The 16,298-nt window shown below is 59.9% G+C and carries 14 protein-coding genes; 8 read left to right on the top strand and 6 right to left on the bottom strand.

Annotated features, from left to right (window positions below; translation table 11 throughout):
• Window positions 1–53 precede the first annotated feature (53 nt).
• The 7 genes from ABXH05_RS10360 (at window position 54) to ABXH05_RS10390 (ending at window position 7,888) form a co-directional block, all read left to right on the top strand.
• Entirely contained in the window at window positions 54–1,010 is a 957-nt protein-coding gene (locus tag ABXH05_RS10360) for an agmatine deiminase family protein (protein WP_353560935.1), read from the top strand.
• 181 nt (window positions 1,011–1,191) lie between these two features.
• On the top strand, window positions 1,192–3,666 hold the full coding sequence (gene ppsA / locus ABXH05_RS10365; RefSeq protein ID WP_353560936.1) for a phosphoenolpyruvate synthase: 2,475 nt from the start codon (window positions 1,192–1,194) through the stop codon (window positions 3,664–3,666).
• An 11-nt stretch (window positions 3,667–3,677) separates the two neighbouring features.
• Window positions 3,678–4,679: a hydroxyacid dehydrogenase gene (locus ABXH05_RS10370; RefSeq protein WP_353560937.1), complete on the top strand. Its 1,002-nt coding sequence runs from the start codon at window positions 3,678–3,680 to the stop codon at window positions 4,677–4,679.
• 173 nt (window positions 4,680–4,852) lie between these two features.
• On the top strand, window positions 4,853–5,827 hold the full coding sequence (locus ABXH05_RS10375; protein WP_353560938.1) for an SPFH domain-containing protein: 975 nt from the start codon (window positions 4,853–4,855) through the stop codon (window positions 5,825–5,827).
• 12 nt (window positions 5,828–5,839) lie between these two features.
• Window positions 5,840–6,304: an NfeD family protein gene (locus tag ABXH05_RS10380; protein WP_353560939.1), complete on the top strand. Its 465-nt coding sequence runs from the start codon at window positions 5,840–5,842 to the stop codon at window positions 6,302–6,304.
• A gap of 102 nt (window positions 6,305–6,406) precedes the next feature.
• Window positions 6,407–7,285, top strand: coding sequence for a TauD/TfdA dioxygenase family protein (locus ABXH05_RS10385; protein WP_353560940.1), 879 nt, complete (start codon window positions 6,407–6,409; stop codon window positions 7,283–7,285).
• A 231-nt stretch (window positions 7,286–7,516) separates the two neighbouring features.
• Complete coding sequence (locus tag ABXH05_RS10390) at window positions 7,517–7,888, top strand: VOC family protein (protein ID WP_353560941.1); 372 nt, start codon at window positions 7,517–7,519, stop codon at window positions 7,886–7,888.
• Here the strand turns inward: ABXH05_RS10390 and recQ are convergent, their stop codons facing one another.
• Complete coding sequence (gene recQ / locus ABXH05_RS10395; RefSeq protein ID WP_353560942.1) at window positions 7,889–9,760, bottom strand: DNA helicase RecQ; 1,872 nt, start codon at window positions 9,758–9,760, stop codon at window positions 7,889–7,891.
• Window positions 9,753–13,199: a pyruvate carboxylase gene (locus ABXH05_RS10400; protein ID WP_353560943.1), complete on the bottom strand. Its 3,447-nt coding sequence runs from the start codon at window positions 13,197–13,199 to the stop codon at window positions 9,753–9,755. Before ABXH05_RS10400 ends, recQ begins: the two co-directional genes overlap by 8 nt.
• 108 nt (window positions 13,200–13,307) lie before the next feature.
• On the opposite strand from ABXH05_RS10400, the gene ABXH05_RS10405 reads away from it, so the two are divergent.
• The gene (locus tag ABXH05_RS10405) at window positions 13,308–13,454 is read left to right on the top strand and encodes a hypothetical protein (protein ID WP_171815890.1); all 147 of its coding nucleotides are present in this window, start codon (window positions 13,308–13,310) and stop codon (window positions 13,452–13,454) included.
• A gap of 96 nt (window positions 13,455–13,550) precedes the next feature.
• Here the strand turns inward: ABXH05_RS10405 and ABXH05_RS10410 are convergent, their stop codons facing one another.
• From ABXH05_RS10410 to ABXH05_RS10425, 4 genes are all read right to left on the bottom strand, one after another.
• A complete protein-coding gene (locus ABXH05_RS10410; RefSeq protein WP_348137528.1) occupies window positions 13,551–13,910 on the bottom strand; it encodes a hypothetical protein in 360 nt (119 codons plus the stop codon).
• Window positions 13,911–14,025: 115 nt separating this feature from the next.
• A complete protein-coding gene (locus ABXH05_RS10415; protein ID WP_043948410.1) occupies window positions 14,026–14,271 on the bottom strand; it encodes a hypothetical protein in 246 nt (81 codons plus the stop codon).
• Between the two features lie 129 nt (window positions 14,272–14,400).
• Window positions 14,401–15,456 (bottom strand): extracellular solute-binding protein, encoded by a 1,056-nt coding sequence (locus tag ABXH05_RS10420; protein WP_353560944.1) that lies wholly within the window; start codon window positions 15,454–15,456, stop codon window positions 14,401–14,403.
• A complete protein-coding gene (locus ABXH05_RS10425; RefSeq protein WP_348137534.1) occupies window positions 15,446–16,297 on the bottom strand; it encodes an ABC transporter permease in 852 nt (283 codons plus the stop codon). The genes ABXH05_RS10420 and ABXH05_RS10425 overlap by 11 nt, the downstream gene beginning before the upstream one ends.
• Between the last annotated feature and the right edge of the window lies 1 nt (window position 16,298).

Consider the following 16,298-nt stretch of genomic DNA (forward strand, 5'->3'; position numbering starts at 1 on the left):
CGCGACATGTTTTTGCAGCTGTCGCTGCCTTGCTGATCTGGGGGTCACCCGCCATGGCTGACGATGAACGTGGCCAGCTCATAGTGCTGGCAGCCCCCATTCTTGATGATCCGTATTACGCCAGCGAGGCGGATGCCATCATCGAGTTCCACATTGCCTTCGCCAATCGCATCGCCGCGCCGGACCGCGTGATGGTCCTGGCAGGAGCGGACACAGCAGACATTTATGTAGAAGCATTGGGGCCTGACCGCGTGGTCACGGCGGCGATGGAAGACATATGGACCCGCGACTTCGGCATCATGGACCCGTCCAGCAGCGTCATGACGCGATACACCGCCGCCGGGCAGGGTGGTGGCCGGAAGGGCCAACGCGACGCAGATGCCGTGCAGGAGACCCATGCTGCTTTCCTTGAAAGCAAAGGCATCCTGCCCGTGGCCAGCGATCTGCTTAACGATGGCGGAAACTGGGTTTTTGACGGCGCGGGCAATGCTGTGGTCAGCACGAAGTTTTTGGCCGACAACAATTTGACCGAGGACGAAGCCCGCGCTGCCCTAAGGGACGTGACCGACGCAACGCACATCGCGTTCATTGAAGCAGACGAACAGGGCGGCCTGGAACATGCCGACGGTGTTGTTTCTTTCATCGACAACGGCGTGCTTCTAGTCAATTCGTATACGGAGGATCCTGCATATGAGACGCAGCTGCTTGCCGATCTGCGCCGCGGCCTGCCGGGCGCGGACATTCATACCATCGTCAATGCCTATGACGGCAGCGATATCTACGACAGTCGCTTTGGCTCCGCCTGTGGTCTTTATACCAACGCGCTGGTCACCCATCATGCGGTCTACCTGCCGCAATTTGGAGTCCCGCAGGACGCGCAGGCGCTTGAAACAGTCAGGCGGCTTACCCAAAAGCAGGTGATCCCGGTCGACTCTCAGCAGGTCTGTCACATGGGGGGTGGCGTCAGGTGCATGTCATCGCAGATTGATCTGCAACCAGCAGCACATTAGATGCCCCGCTCGACGTCGTGTGGGCGTTTGACGCACATCATTTACATTGGGTGCAGCATGGAATGTCATTGACCTGACACTATTCTCTGGTCGGCTTGAATGTGTTGCGGTGTATGCGCAACAACGCGTCCGGCGTCGCCCCGGCTGCGGTCTTCAGAAGATCAGTTCGGAGATTGCCATCATGCCATCCAGAAAACCGTCTTCAAGTTCCAAGCCACCAAAGTCCATTTCACTGAAAGGTACTGCCGCTGAGGATTGCATTCTCTGGCTTGAGGATGCGCGTGTCACAGATGTGCCCCGCGTCGGTGGCAAGAATGCCTCTCTTGGAGAGATGATCGCCAATCTGTCTGGCGTGGGTGTGCGGGTGCCTGGCGGCTTTGCGACAACGTCCCAAGCCTATCGTTATTTTGTAGCCCACAACGGACTGGACGAAATCATACGCGTGCAGACAACCGCTTTGGCAAAGGGCAAGGCACCGCTGTCTACAGTTGGAAAGACCATCCGCGCAGCGTTTCTCAAAGCTACAATGCCAAAGGACCTTGGCAAGGTGATTGCCGGCGCATATCGAGAGCTGGGCACGCGGGAAGGAATGCGCAAGCCGGACGTGGCCGTCCGGTCTTCCGCAACCGCAGAAGACCTGCCTGACGCAAGCTTTGCGGGCCAACAGGAAAGCTATCTCAATATTTGCGGCAAGGACGCACTGCTGGAGCATGTGCGCAAATGCTACGCGTCCCTGTTCACCGACAGGGCCATTACCTACCGCAACAACAATGGATTTGATCATCTGGATGTCGCGCTGTCCGTCGGCGTGCAGCGCATGGTGCGGTCTGATACCGGTGCCGCTGGCGTCATGTTCTCCATCGATACTGAAACCGGTTTCCCCGATGTGGTGCTGCTAACCGGGGCCTGGGGCCTTGGCGAGGCGGTGGTGCAGGGCATTGCCGATCCCGACGAGTTCATGGTCTTCAAACCGTTGCTGGAGAACAAGGCGCTGTCCCCCATCGTCGAGCGCAGCCTTGGCACAAAGGAAAAGAAGCTGGTCTACGCCGAGGGTGGCAAGAAGCCGACAAAATGGTTGAAGACCAAAGCCAAAGAGCGTGCTCGTTTCACTGTGAGCAATGAAGAAGTCCTGCAACTTGCGCGCTGGGCAGTCACGATTGAACAGCATTATGGCTGCCCCATGGACATTGAATGGGCGAAGGATGGCAATACCGGCGAACTTGCCATTGTTCAGGCGCGCCCTGAAACCGTCCAGTCCCGTGCTGAAGCCAGTGGCCTCAAGACTTTCCACGTGACCAATCAGGGCAAGAAACTGACATCCGGTCTGGCGGTCGGTTCGGGCGCTGCCGTGGGCAAGGTCATCAACCTCGCGTCTCCCCAGGAGATCGACAGATTCGAGGATGGTGCGATCCTCGTGACCTCCATCACCGACCCGGACTGGGTGCCCATCATGAAGCGCGCCAGCGCCATCGTGACCGACCATGGCGGGCGCACCAGTCACGCGGCCATTGTCAGCCGTGAACTGGGTCTCACCGCCATTGTTGGCTGCCATGACGCAACAACAACCCTCACGACCGGCACAAAGATCACCGCGTCCTGCGCGGAAGGCGACGAGGGGCACGTTTATGAGGGTTACGCCGACATCGACGTGCGGGATCTAAGCCTCGACAACATGCCTGAGACGCGCACGAAACTGATGCTCAATATGGCAACGCCGTCAGCAGCGTTGCGTTGGTGGCGCCTGCCGGCGGACGGCATTGGCCTGGCGCGGCTGGAATTTGTCATCAACAACATCATCAAGGTGCATCCCCTCGCCCTGACGCGCTTTGACGAGGTCAAGGACAAGCAGGCACGCAAGGAAATCGAAAAGATCACCCGCGGCTATGCCAAAAAAACGGACTACTTCGTTGATACGCTCGCTGCCGGCGTGGCACGGCTGGCAGCCTCGCAATATCCCAGCCCGGTGATCGTGCGGATGAGCGATTTCAAGTCCAATGAATATGCTGAACTTGTTGGCGGTCGGCAGTTCGAACCAAAAGAGGAGAACCCGATGATCGGGTGGCGCGGAGCCAGCCGCTATTACTCGGATGACTACTCAGACGGCTTTGCCCTTGAGTGTGCGGCCCTGGCGAAGGTGCGCAAGGAAATGGGCTTTACCAATGTGGTGGTGATGATCCCCTTCTGCCGCACCCTCGAAGAGGCGGACGCTGTGCTGGATACCATGGCGTCCCGTGGTCTGGTGCGGGGTGAGGATGGCCTTGAGGTTTATGTGATGTGTGAAGTGCCATCGAACGTCATCCTCGCGGACGAGTTTTCCAAGCGGTTTGACGGGTTTTCCATCGGGTCCAACGATCTGACGCAGCTCACGCTTGGTGTTGATCGCGATTCAGCACGGCTCGCCCATCTGTTCGATGAAGAAAATCCCGCTGTAAAACGCATGATCGAGAATGTCATCTCAACAGCACATCGGTTTGACCGAAAGGTCGGCCTGTGTGGTCAGGGGCCCAGCGACAAACCGGGCTTTGCGGCCTTCCTTGTGGAAAACAGCATTGATTCAATGTCCGTAACGCCGGACAGTTTTCTGCGCACCAAGCAGGCCATCGCCAGGGCGGAGGCCGGTCAGGACAAAGCGGCAATGTCTGTGACAGGGCGATAAGGACAACGCTCATGAAAATCGTCGTCTTTGAAACTGAGGAGTGGGAGTTGGAGCCGCTCCGGTCACTGGCCGATGGTCACGAGGTTGAATTTGTGCCCGGCCGCATAAAGCCGGACAACGCAGCGGACTATGCCGATGCAGACATCATCTCCCCCTTCGTCTATTCCACCGTCAGTGCAGACACCATCGCTGCCTTGCCGAACCTCCAGATGATTGCCACCCGCTCAACGGGCTATGACCACATTGATGTGGACGCATGCAAAGCCCGCGGCATCGCGCTCGCAACCGTGCCGACCTACGGGGACACGACGGTTGCAGAGCATGTCTTTGCGCTTCTTCTGGCCGTCTCCCACAAAATGGTGGAGGCAACGGACCGCACGCGCCGTGGCGATTTTCACCAGGCGGGCCTTCAGGGGTTTGACCTGAGGGGCAAGACGATGGGCATTGTCGGGACTGGCCATATCGGCAAATGCACAATTCGCATTGCTAAAGGCTTTGACATGACCGTCATCGCCCATGACATCGCCCCGGACCAGGAGGCGGCCCGACAGCTCGGTTTTGACTATGTTCCGTTCCCGGAACTTCTATCCAGGTCTGACGTCGTCAGTCTTCATGTCCCCGGTGGCAGCGATACCGACCAGTTTATGGATGATGCTGCCTTCGACGCCATGAAAGACGGTGCCGTGATCATCAACACGGGGCGGGGCAACCTTATAGACGTCAACGCCCTCCTCAAGGCACTGGCCACCGGCAAGATTGCCGGCGCCGGTCTGGACGTTCTGCCGGAAGAACCGACGATCCGCGAAGAAGCCGAACTCCTGCGATCTGTCTATTTGCGGCGCCATAACCTTGAAACCCTGCTGGCAGATCATGTTCTGCTGCATATGCGCAATGTAGTGATTACACCTCATTCTGCGTTCAACACCCGCGAGGCGGTGCAGCGCATTCTGGAGACCACGCGCCAGAACATTGATGCGTTCCTGGCTGGAGATCGCCTCAATCAGGTGATTTAGCGCACAGATCTGCCGGATTTCGCCGTGAAGAAGCCGGTTTTGCTGGTAGGCGATGGCCCGGTTCCCCATATGAAGTATGCTGATCAGCAAGCTCCTTTTGCGAATCTCCCAAGGTTCGCGACACCCCACTTTTGCCAGTCGCCCCCTCTATGTCGGCTGGACTGGAGGATTTCATGCTCAGCGCTTCCCTTCTTTTTGGACTCGTCCTGCTCGGCCTTGCCGCAGTGCTCGTCTATACCTCGATCAAGATCGTGCCTCAGGGTTTTGAGTACACGGTGGAACGGTTTGGCCGCTATACGCGCACCCTCACGCCCGGTCTGTGGCTACTGGTGCCGGTGATGGACCGCATCGGCCTCAAGATGAACATGATGGAGCAGGTGATCGATATTCCGTCTCAGGAAATCATCACCCGCGACAACGCCATGGTGACAGCGGACGCTGTGGCCTTCATTCAGGTCATGGACGCCGCAAGCGCTGCCTACGAAGTCGCCAATCTTGATCGCGCCATCTCCAATCTGTCCGTCACCAATGTGCGTACGGTGCTCGGCTCCATGGACCTGGATGAAATCCTGTCCAATCGCGACGCCATCAACGAGCGCTTGCTGCGCGTACTCGATCTCGCCACCAACCCATGGGGCGTCAAGATCACCCGCGTGGAAATCAAGGACCTGAGCCCGCCTGCGGACATCACGGAATCGATGGCCAAGCAGATGAAGGCGGAACGTGAAAAGCGGGCTGAAATTCTGACAGCCGAAGGCGAGAAGTCAGCCGCCATCCTGCGCGCCGAAGGCGAAAAGCAGTCCGCCATTCTCGAAGCCGAAGGCCGCAAGGAAGCAGCCTTCCGCGATGCGGAAGCCCGTGAGCGTGAGGCCGAAGCCGAGGCCAAGGCAACCGCCATGGTGAGCGAAGCCATCGCCAAGGGCGACGTGCAGGCGGTCAACTACTTCGTGGCGCAGTCCTATGTCACCGCCTTCGGCAAGCTGGCGGAATCGCCCAACCAGAAGACGGTCATCATCCCGGCTGAAACCGCCGGTCTTGTGGGCATGCTGTCGGGCATCGCCGAGTTGAAGGACATCAACAAGATCACCGGCGGCACCCAACCGTCCGGACCCGGCTCATCCACAAGCGTCCCATCAAGCAACTCATAAGGGAAACCAACCATGGAACCTTTTGTCACGCTGATTGACGCTGTGCCTTTCTGGGGCTGGTGGGTGCTCGCCATCGCGCTGGTGGCGTTTGAAGTTGTGTTGCCCACAACCCATCTGCTCTGGCCCGCCATCGCAGCCTTTGTCACCGGTGTCCTGGTACTGGTGCTCGGTGACCCGTTCCCCGCCTGGCAGGTGGCCGCCTTCGCGGTTCTCACCGTTGCTGCAGCCCTCATCGGCCCGCGATATTTGCAACGCACCTACGAGGAAACCGACCACCCCGAACTCAACAAACGCGGTGCCCGCGTGACCGGCGAGATCGCCACCGTGGTTGAGGCCTTCGCCAGCGGCAAGGGCAAGGTCAGACTGGGCGACACCCAGTGGCTCGCCACCATGCAGGACGGCAGCAACCCGCAGGCCGGCGCACAGGTGAAGGTCGTGGAGGCCAATGGCACCACATTGGTGGTTGCCGCTGCCTGATTGCCTCATCTCCTGGATGATGATTTAATGCACATCATCAAAATTGCCGGGCATAAGTCCGGGTGGCGCGCCCATGCGCGCGAACGCAGGGATTGAGAGACAATGAGCACGGTAGATGTGCGCCCCCTTGAGGGCGTCGGCGCGGAAATTCACGGTGTGGACATCGCGGCAGGCCTGTCGAACACCCAGTTCGATACCATCCACAAGGCGTTCTCGGATCATGGTCTGATCTTCTTCCGCGACCAGAATATCTCGGAAAATGACCACATCGAGCTGGCGCGCAAGTTCGGCAATATCGACATCAACCGCTTCTTTGCCGCCCACCCGGATTTTCCCGAAATTGCAATGGTCTCAAAGGACGTGGACCAGAAGGACAATATCGGCGGCGGCTGGCATACGGACCATTCCTACGATCAGGACCCGGCCATGGGCTCGATCCTGGTGGCGCGCGAACTGCCGGACAGTGGTGGCGACACGATGTTTTCGTCCATGTATGCCGCCTATGACAATCTGAGCGACGGCTTCAAGAAGATGCTGGAAGGCCTCAACGCCGTGCATTCCGCCACGCATATTTTCGGGTCCGGCCCCGTGGGCTACGCGGCGCAGACGGATGCAGGTGGATCAGACGGTGCGGATGCCAAGGGCGATGGCCGCATCGGCAATTCGTCTGTTGCGGACACCATGCCGGACGTCATTCATCCCGTCATCATTACGCACCCGCTGTCGGGCAAGAAGGCGCTCTACGTGAACCCGGCCTTCACCGTGCGCTTTGAAGGCTGGACCGAGGACGAAAGCCGCCCGCTGATGCAGCAGCTTTTTGCCGAGTGCGCCCGGCCTGAATACACCCACCGTTTCGCGTGGAAGCCCGGCTCCATCGCCTTCTGGGACAACCGCGCCACCTGGCACTGGGCCCTGAACGACTATCAGGGCAAACGCCGCGTCATGCACCGCATCACCGTTGAAGGCTGCCCGCTCACGTAGACGTTGCACCCAAACTCATCTGTCACTCCGCGACTTGATCGCGGAGTCCAGAGCCATACGGAAAAGCGCTCACAGGTCTCCCCTGGATTCCGCGATCAAGTCGCGGAATGACGAGTGGTGGGAGGGGGCGAAATCTCGACACTGGCTCCACCTCCGCCAGCCCGTCCGCTTGCGCGAAGTGCCAGGCAGCGTCACGCTCCCCGTCTCACAAGTGTCAGGGAGCGCGTCGCGATGGATATCGGAAATTTCTCAGTCAGCCTTGCCGTCAAGGACATCAAGGCGTCCCGCGCCTTTTATGAGACGCTCGGCTTTGCCGTCATCGGCGGCGACGAAGCCCAGAACTTCCTCATCCTCAAAAGCCCCACAGCCATCATCGGTCTTTTCCAGGGCATGTTTGACAAGAACACCCTGACCTTCAATCCCGGCTGGGATGCGCAGGGCAACACGCTGGATGAGTTCACCGACGTCCGCGACATCCAGAAGGCCTTGAAGGCCGACGGTATCACCCTCATCGAAGAAGCCGACGAAACCACCACCGGCCCCGCTCACATCACACTCTTAGATCCAGACGGCAACCCGGTGTTGATTGATCAGCATGTGTAGTCAGGCGCTATGGACCACTTCCAAAAACACCGCCCCAAACTTCTCGAGCTTCCGCGCACCTACACCGCTGATCTCGGCCATTTCGTCCAGTGAGCTTGGCCGCACCACGGCCATTTCCACCAGCGTCTTGTCCGGGAAGATCACATAGGCCGGGACGTTCTGCGCTTTGGCCAGTTCGGTGCGTTTGGCCTTGAGCGCCATCAGCAGCTCGCCATCGCGTTCTGACAGATCGACCGGGGGCTTGGCCTTGCGCGGTGTCTTGCTCTTGGGGCTGCTGCGGCGCCTGTCCTGTTTCGCAGGTGGATGACGCAGGGCAACTGTCTCGCCCTGTTTCAGCACCGACCAGCCGGGTTCTGTGACCAGCCACGAGCCATATTGCGGATCAACGGAGGTCAGACCCAGCGCATACATCTGGCGGCAGATGTCGCGCCATTGGTGTTTGTCGTAATGGGCACCCAGCCCGAAGGTCGGCAACTGGTCATGGCGCAGGGTGCGCACGCGCTCGGTGTCTTCACCGCGCAGCACGGCAATCACATGCTCGAGGCCGAACCGCTCGCCGGTGCGGATCATGGCGGACAATGCCTTTTGCGCGTCCTGCGTCCCGTCATAGGTTTGCACCGGCGACTTGCACAGGTCGCAATGGCCGCACGGCCCGTGGTCGCGCTCTCCAAAGAACGACAACAACACTTGGCGGCGGCAGTTGGGCGCTTCCGCCAGCGCCAGCAGGGCATTGAGCCGCTGATGGTCGGCGCGCTTGCGGTCGTCCGGTGCGTCACTGTCGTCAATCTGCAAACGGCGCAGTTTGATATCGTCAATGCCGTAAAGCGTCAGCGTGTCGGCAGGCAACCCGTCGCGGCCCGCGCGGCCCACTTCCTGATAGTAGCTCTCCATGCTCTTGGGCATGTCGGCGTGAACGACAAAGCGCACATCCGGCTTATCGATGCCCATGCCAAACGCAACCGTGGCGCAGATGACAATGCCGTCCTCACGGGTAAACCGGTCCTGACGGATCTGCCGCGTTTCGCCGTCGAGGCCTGCGTGATAGGCCAGCGCTTCCACGCCCTTGGTTTGCAGGTGCTCTGCAAAACTCTCCGTCTTGGCGCGGGACGAGCAATAGACAATGCCCGCTTCGCCTGTGTGTTGGGCAACAAAGTCCGCCACCTGCGTCTTTGGCTGCGCCTTGGGCTCAAACGCCAAAAAGAGATTGGGCCGGTCAAAGCCGCCGAGAAAAACCTGCGGCTCCTGCGTGAAGAGTTTTGACGCAATCTCGCCGCGCGTTTCTTCGTCAGCCGTCGCCGTAAAGGCCGTGATCTGCACATGACCCAACTGCGCACTCAGCTGGTCACGCAGGGCACCAATCTTCAGATAGTCCGGCCGGAAGTCGTGGCCCCACTGGCTCACGCAGTGCGCTTCGTCGATGGCCAGCATGGACACGCCCGCCCGCTGCAGCAATCCGCTGGCAATGGAGAGCCGCTCCGGTGCCATGAACAGGAGCTTGAGCGCGCCATCATCTATCGCCTGATGAATGCGCTCGGCTTCATAGGGATCCGTGTTGGAGGTCAGCGCGCCTGCTTCCACCCCATTGGCCTGAAGGGCAGCCACCTGGTCCCGCATGAGGGCAATGAGCGGTGACACGACGACGGTCAGCCCGTCACGCATCAGGGCAGGGAGTTGGTAGCAAAGCGATTTGCCGGCGCCCGTCGGCATGATGGCCAGCACATCCTGACCCGCCAGAATGGAGGCCACGATCTCTTCCTGACCCGGACGAAAATCGTCAAAGCCGAAAACGGTCTTGAGGAGTGCACGGGCGTCAGTCATCAGATCTGCGCCCTCATCTGCCAGCGCGGCGGCGGAACTTGCGGTGCTAGGCATCCGTAAACGTCATGATCAGGTCTTTCGCGTCAATGGTGATGCCCGGTTCCACCATGAGCTCTGCAATCACGCCATCGCGCTCGGCGGTGACACTGGTCTGCATCTTCATGGCCTCAAGGGCAACAAGCGTATCCCCTGCTTTAACTGAGTCGCCCGGTTTTACCGAAATCTGCACAACCAGCCCCGGCATGGGCGCGCCCACATGGTTGGGGTTGCCCGCATCCGCCTTGGGCCGTTCAGCAGCCGGCGCGGCAAGATGCGTATCCAGCACTTTCACCTGTCTGGGCTGCCCGTTGAGCTCAAAAAAGACCCGGCGATAGCCCTCCTGGTCGGCTTCCGAGACCCCAAGGCAGCGAATGACCAGTGTCTTGCCCTTGTCGATATCAACGGAAATTTCCTCTCCCACATCCATGCCCGTAAAGAAGACCGGCGTCGGCAGCACCTCCACGTCGCCATTGTCCATCTGGTGGGTTGCAAAATCCGTGAACACTTTTGGATACATGAGATAGGCCGCAAGGTCCTCGTCACTCATGTCGCGGCCCACGGCTTCCGCCGCCTTGGCCCGCTCCGCCTCAAGGTCCGCCGGCGGCAGATGCGCCCCGGGACGTCCCGTGAGCGGCGTCTTGCCTTTAAGTACCCGATTGGTGATGTCATCCGGGAAGCCGCCGGGCGGTGTGCCCAACTCACCATTCAGGAGCTGAATGACGCTTTCAGGAAAGGCAATATCCTTGTCCGGGTCCAGCACGTCTTCCACCGTCAGGCCGGACGACATCATGTAGAGCGCGAGGTCCCCCACCACCTTGGAGGAGGGCGTCACTTTCACGATGTTGCCCAGAAGCTTGTTGACCGCGGCATAAGCGCCCGCCACTTCCGGCCAGCGGTGGTCCAGCCCCATGGCCTTGGCCTGCTGGCGAAGGTTCGTGTACTGACCGCCGGGAATTTCATGGCGATAGACATCAGACGTACCTGCGCGAATGTCGCTCTCATAAGGCCGGTAATGTTTCCGGACCTGCTCCCAGTACGTCGTGACGGCAATGAGCGCGTCTGCATCCAGCCCCGTGTCGCGCTCCTGATGGCGCAGGGCGGCGGCGATGGAGCCAAGATTGGGCTGCGACGTTACACCGGACATGGAGTCGATGGCCGCATCAACAGCATCAACGCCTGCGTCAGACGCCGCCAGCACGCTGGCCGCCGCTGCACCGGACGTATCGTGCGTATGGAAGTGGATCGGCAGGTCCGTTTCCTGCCGCAGGGCCGTCACCAGCTCGCGGATGGCTGCGGGCTTGCACAGCCCCGCCATATCCTTGACGCCGATGATGTGCGCGCCGGCCGCCTCAAACTGTTTGGCCAGGCCCAGATAATAATCGAGCGTGAACTTGGTCTCGGCGGGGTTGGTGAGATCGCCGGAATAACAGATGGCCGCTTCACATAGCTTGCCGGTCTTCGCGACCTCTTCGATGGCGGGCACCATGTTCTCTGCCACGTTCAGACAGTCGAACACGCGGAACAGGTCAATCCCTGCATCTGCGGCCCGATCAATGAAGTAGCTCACCACATTGTCGGGATAATTGGTGTAGCCAACCGCATTGGCCGAGCGCAGCAGCATCTGCGTCAGCACATTCGGCATCGCTTCGCGTAACTGATGTAGCCGCGACCACGGGTCTTCATGCAAAAAGCGCATGGCCACGTCGAACGTGGCACCGCCCCAGCACTCGACCGAGAACAGTTCCGGCATGGCCTGTGCCATGTAAGGCGCAATCGCCACAATGTCATTGGTGCGCATGCGCGTGGCGAGCAGGGACTGGTGCGCGTCCCGCATGGTGGTGTCGGTTACCAGCAGACGTTTTTCATCCCGCATCCACTGGGCAAATTTCTCTGGCCCCATGGCATCGAGCAGCTGCTTGGTGCCGTCCGGTGGTGTCTGTGTCTCGAGGCGCGGCGCATGAACAATGGCCCGCGATACGGTATCGGCGGCGTCTTTCGTTTCCGGGTTGCCGTTGACGGTCACCTCACCGATGAATTTCAAGAGCCGCGTCGCCCGGTCCTTGCGCGGCTTGAAGTCAAACAGCTCCGGCGTTTCATCAATGAACCGGGTGGAGTAGTTGAGTGCCAGAAATTCCTTGTGGTCGATCAGGTTTTCAAGAAACGCGATGTTGGTCTGCACACCGCGAATACGAAACTCGCCCAGCGCCCGGCGCATCCGTTTGATGCACTCGTCCTGGGTTGGTGCCCACGCGGTGACTTTCTCGAGCATGGAGTCGTAGTAACGATTGATCAGCGCGCCGGAATAGGCCGTGCCACCGTCCAGCCGGATGCCAAAGCCGTTGGCCCCGCGATAAATCTGAATGCGGCCATGGTCGGGGATAAAGTTCTGTTCCGGGTCTTCGGTGGTAATGCGGCACTGCATGGCATGGCCGTTGAGATGCACATCGTCCTGGGCGGGAATGGCCCCGCCGCCGATGCGCGCCCCTTCGGCAACTGCCAGCTGTGCCTTCACAACATCCACGCCCGTCACTTCTTCAGTGACCGTGTGTTCCACCTGAATACGCGGATTGACCTCGATGAAGTAAAACGCGCCGGTCTCCATATCCATGAGGAACTCGGCGGTGCCGGCATTTTGATAACTGGCAGCCTCCGCCAGTTTCAGGGCCGCGTTGCATACCTCCTGTCGCTGTGCCTCGTTGAGATAGGGCGCTGGTGCCCGCTCAACCACTTTCTGGTTGCGGCGCTGGACGGAGCAGTCGCGTTCATAGAGGTGAATGACATTGCCGTGGGAGTCGCCCAGCAGCTGCACTTCCACGTGCCGCGCACGCTCCACCAGTTTTTCGAGATAGACCTCGTCATTGCCAAACGCCGCCTTCGCTTCGCTGCGCCCGGCCTGCACTTGGCCCTTCAGTTCATCCGCCGTGTAGATCCGGCGCATGCCACGCCCGCCGCCGCCCCAGCTTGCCTTGAGCATCAACGGGTAGCCGATCTTCTCGGCAATCACCGCAACTTCATCCAGGTCAGTGGGAAGGGCGTCTGACGCGGGCACCACCGGCACGCCCGCCTCAATGGCGAGATTGCGGGCCGACACCTTGTTGCCTAGGCGTTTCATCACTTCTGCAGGCGGACCCACAAAAGTGAGCCCTGCCTCTGCGCAGGCTTCCACAAAATCCGGACGCTCGGACAAGAAGCCATAGCCCGGATGGACCGCATCCGCGCCGGCCTCTTTTGCCACGCGGATCATTTCATCAATGGAGAGATAGGCTTCAACCGGTCCACGGCCTTCGCCGATCAGATAGCTCTCGTCAGCCTTGAAGCGGTGCAGCGCAAGCCGGTCCTGTTCTGAGTAGACAGCTACCGTCTCGATGTCGCGTTCCGCTGCCGCCCGCATGACGCGAATGGCAATCTCGCTTCGGTTGGCGACGAGCAGCTTCTTGATCTGGCGGTCCGGCATCGATTTAGGCCCCGATTACACTACGAATTGGAATAGGATGGCCGGGCAATCGGGGGTGGGCAAGGCCTGTGGCACCGGTTGGAGACATGTCGCAGGAATGGAACACAAATGGGCTCAATCCTTATCAATCTGATCCTTTTGGTCGGTGCTGCGGTACTTTATGGACTGGGCGAGTTCTGGGTGCCGATCATCGTGGCGGCTGTTGCCGGCCCCATGCTCGGCATGTCGATCGTCAAACACTTTGGTGGTGAGTAGTCAGTCCGCGCCAATCACCCAAACATGAAAAAGGCGGAAGCGCTTTGCAGCACTCCCGCCCATTCACTTGCCCTGGGGCAATAATATCAGCTTGGCTTAGAAGCCTTTGCCTTCAGTCACGGCCCAGGTGCTGACGCCAGCTTCGCCTGGAATCTCGCCTGAGGCACCAACAGTCGGTGCTTCTTCAGTCACGGTCACGCAGGCTTCGTCTTCGCCCGGGAACGCTGTGCAGATGTCCTGACCATTGACGGACCATGTGCCTGAGGCTGTCGAGCCATCAGGAGCCTGGCGCTCAACGGTGGATGCATCTGGGTAGTACAGAATGACGCTTGCGCCATCTGGGCCGGTCACAGTGACCGAGTTACCCACAAGACCGGAACCAACATTGGCAAGAGCAGCAACAGCGCCCGCACCGGTCAGCAAGGCAGCAAGTGCCACACTCTTTAGAATTCGCATAGAAAATCTCCCTGGATTTCCGTGGATTAGGTGTCCCACGCGGGCAAAACGTTAACCACGATGGCGCGGCGATGCCACACATTTCTTGCGGGAAACAGAAAGGAAGATACTCGGCCTAATTGCGCGGCGGCCGCATCATGAAAATGATCAGCCACAGGGGGATAATCACAACAATTCCGAGCATCAGGTTGGGCAGTGCTAACGCCCAGCCGCGGGCAATCAGCGCCCCGATATCAGCCGGAGTCGCGTTGATTTGCGACAGGACTTCCGTCGCGTCAGTACCGAGAAAATGCAGGATTACTGCGATGGCAGCTGACACAACCGCCAGCCGCCACAAAATCGATACGAGATCAAAAAGCATTCTGCCTCTCCCGCAGGCTCATTCCCCCAGCGCCACCGGACCGCTGATTCTAAGCGCGCGGCGCTGCTGGCGATAACCTACTACCCTTTGCACCGGATTGACGAGATGGCGTGTCCGACTAGGCGCTCATTAGGGGAGCGCAGGCGACGTGCCCTGTTCGTGGGCGTCCAGCCAGGCCGCGAACTGGGTTTCAATGTCGTTGCCGTGGTCTGCCCAAAAGTCCGCATTGTCGGCCAGTCCGGTAACCGCGATGTCGTGCGACGGCGCTGTGGGCAGCAAGGGTGCAAGAGACGCAGGCATCATGTCCCACGCCTGCGGATTGACCGGCCCTGCCAGCAAGGCCGCTGCCAGCGACGCCTGCCCATCGGCTGAAAGCACTGTGGTGAGCAGGTGACGCACCGTCTCCTGGTCGGAAGTGGCGGCGGGCAAAACGACAAGCCTCTGCACCCGATAGATCTGCCCTGCAAAAGAAATCTGGAATGCTGAGGACGTGTCCAACTCCTGCTGATCTTGTTGAACGATATGCGCTGCGTGCACTGACGGGAGTGCCGCTGCTGCTACTGCGTCTGCCCGCAATAGTGCCACGGCATCATCCGGTGTATCCCAGAACACGATCTGTGCCTGCGTGAAAAGCGCGTCCAGCTTGTCGAGTGCGCGGGTGATGCCTTCGGGGGTTTCCAGCAGGGCGTACACATCAGCCAGCGCCACCCCATCGGCCATCAAGGCGATCTCCAGTGTGCCTCGCGCCCCGCGTGGCAGGGCCCGTGCACCCGGAAAGCGCTCTGCATCGAAAAATGCAACCCAACTGTCAGGGCCGTCTGATCGCGTCGCCAGCACGAGCGACGTCACCAGATATCCAACGCCGCATTGATGCATCACATCCGGTGTCAGTGAACGAGGAAATGCCTGGGCTAACGAGGGATCAACCGGTTGCGCCGGGCCATCGTCACACATGAGGTTGGCGGCATCCGTTTCCGCGTCCACAAGTGAGGCCGTGCTGGCAGCGGCATCAAGTGACCCGTCATACCGTTCGACGATCACCGGCAGGTCAGGCGACGTCGAGATCTCCGCTGCAAGGGCGTCGCCCCAGTCGCCGTCATAGGTCAACACTTTGACCTGCGCGTTCGCGGTGCTGGCAACACCTGCAATCAGGACCGCAACAGCACCTATGAGGCTAAGACGCATCCAGACCCCGCATGCGTTCGGACCGGCGCCGCAACAATTCAACTGCCGTCAGCAACGCGATGGAAACCAGGACGAGGGATGTCGCGACCGCCAGAATGGTCGGCGATATCTGCTCGCGAATGCCGGCCCACATCTGGCGCGGAATGGTCCGCTCTTCAAAGCCGGCCATGAAAAGGACAACCACCACTTCGTCAAAGGACGTGACAAAGGCAAACAGCCCGCCGGAGACGACGCCTGGCAGAATAATCGGCATGGTGACCTTGAAGAACGCCACATGGGGTGGTGCGCCCAGCGACAAGGCCGCCCGGGTCAGGTTTTGATCATAGCCTGACAGCGTGGCGGTCACGGTGATGATGACAAAGGGAATGCCAAGGGCTGTATGAGCCAGGATGATGCCCAGATGCGTCTGCGAGAGCCCGATCGACGAATAGAAGAAGTACATGCCGGTGGCGGTGATGACGATCGGGACGATCATCGGCGAGATCAGCACGGCCATGATGGTGCGGCGATAGGGCATGGCGGGGCTCGCCAGCCCAAGCGCTGCCAGCGTGCCCAGACCCGTTGCCATGAAGGTGGCGGCGATGCCGATCACGAAGCTGTTGCGGATTGAATGCAGCCACTGATCATTCTCGATGATGTCGCGATACCACCGGCCCGAAAAAGCCTCCGGCTGAAGCGCCAGCATTTCCGGTGTAAACGTGAAGTAGGGCTGCGCGTTGAACGACAGCGGGATGATCACCAGCAGAGGCGCGATGAGAAACACGAAGATCGCGCCGCACAGAACCCGGAAGCTGTAGTACCAGACGCGCTCACCAGCGCTTGCATAGACGGGAGGAGGCATC

This window comes from Pyruvatibacter sp. HU-CL02332 (assembly GCF_040362765.1).
Lineage (GTDB): Bacteria > Pseudomonadota > Alphaproteobacteria > CGMCC-115125 > CGMCC-115125 > Pyruvatibacter.

Excerpts from the sequence above, each read along its gene's own strand:
- ABXH05_RS10415 (WP_043948410.1), bottom strand. The coding sequence starts at position 14,271 with ATGCTTTTTGATCTCGTATCGATTTTGTGGCGGCTGGCGGTTGTGTCA.
- ABXH05_RS10410 (WP_348137528.1), bottom strand. The coding sequence starts at position 13,910 with ATGCGAATTCTAAAGAGTGTGGCACTTGCTGCCTTGCTGACCGGTGCG.
- ABXH05_RS10370 (WP_353560937.1), top strand. The coding sequence starts at position 3,678 with ATGAAAATCGTCGTCTTTGAAACTGAGGAGTGGGAGTTGGAGCCGCTC.
- recQ (WP_353560942.1), bottom strand. The coding sequence starts at position 9,760 with ATGCCTAGCACCGCAAGTTCCGCCGCCGCGCTGGCAGATGAGGGCGCA.
- ABXH05_RS10385 (WP_353560940.1), top strand. The coding sequence starts at position 6,407 with ATGAGCACGGTAGATGTGCGCCCCCTTGAGGGCGTCGGCGCGGAAATT.
- ABXH05_RS10360 (WP_353560935.1), top strand. The coding sequence starts at position 54 with ATGGCTGACGATGAACGTGGCCAGCTCATAGTGCTGGCAGCCCCCATT.
- ppsA (WP_353560936.1), top strand. The coding sequence starts at position 1,192 with ATGCCATCCAGAAAACCGTCTTCAAGTTCCAAGCCACCAAAGTCCATT.
- ABXH05_RS10405 (WP_171815890.1), top strand. The coding sequence starts at position 13,308 with ATGGGCTCAATCCTTATCAATCTGATCCTTTTGGTCGGTGCTGCGGTA.
- ABXH05_RS10390 (WP_353560941.1), top strand. The coding sequence starts at position 7,517 with ATGGATATCGGAAATTTCTCAGTCAGCCTTGCCGTCAAGGACATCAAG.
- ABXH05_RS10400 (WP_353560943.1), bottom strand. The coding sequence starts at position 13,199 with ATGCCGGACCGCCAGATCAAGAAGCTGCTCGTCGCCAACCGAAGCGAG.
- ABXH05_RS10420 (WP_353560944.1), bottom strand. The coding sequence starts at position 15,456 with ATGCGTCTTAGCCTCATAGGTGCTGTTGCGGTCCTGATTGCAGGTGTT.
- ABXH05_RS10375 (WP_353560938.1), top strand. The coding sequence starts at position 4,853 with ATGCTCAGCGCTTCCCTTCTTTTTGGACTCGTCCTGCTCGGCCTTGCC.
- ABXH05_RS10380 (WP_353560939.1), top strand. The coding sequence starts at position 5,840 with ATGGAACCTTTTGTCACGCTGATTGACGCTGTGCCTTTCTGGGGCTGG.
- ABXH05_RS10425 (WP_348137534.1), bottom strand. The coding sequence starts at position 16,297 with ATGCCTCCTCCCGTCTATGCAAGCGCTGGTGAGCGCGTCTGGTACTAC.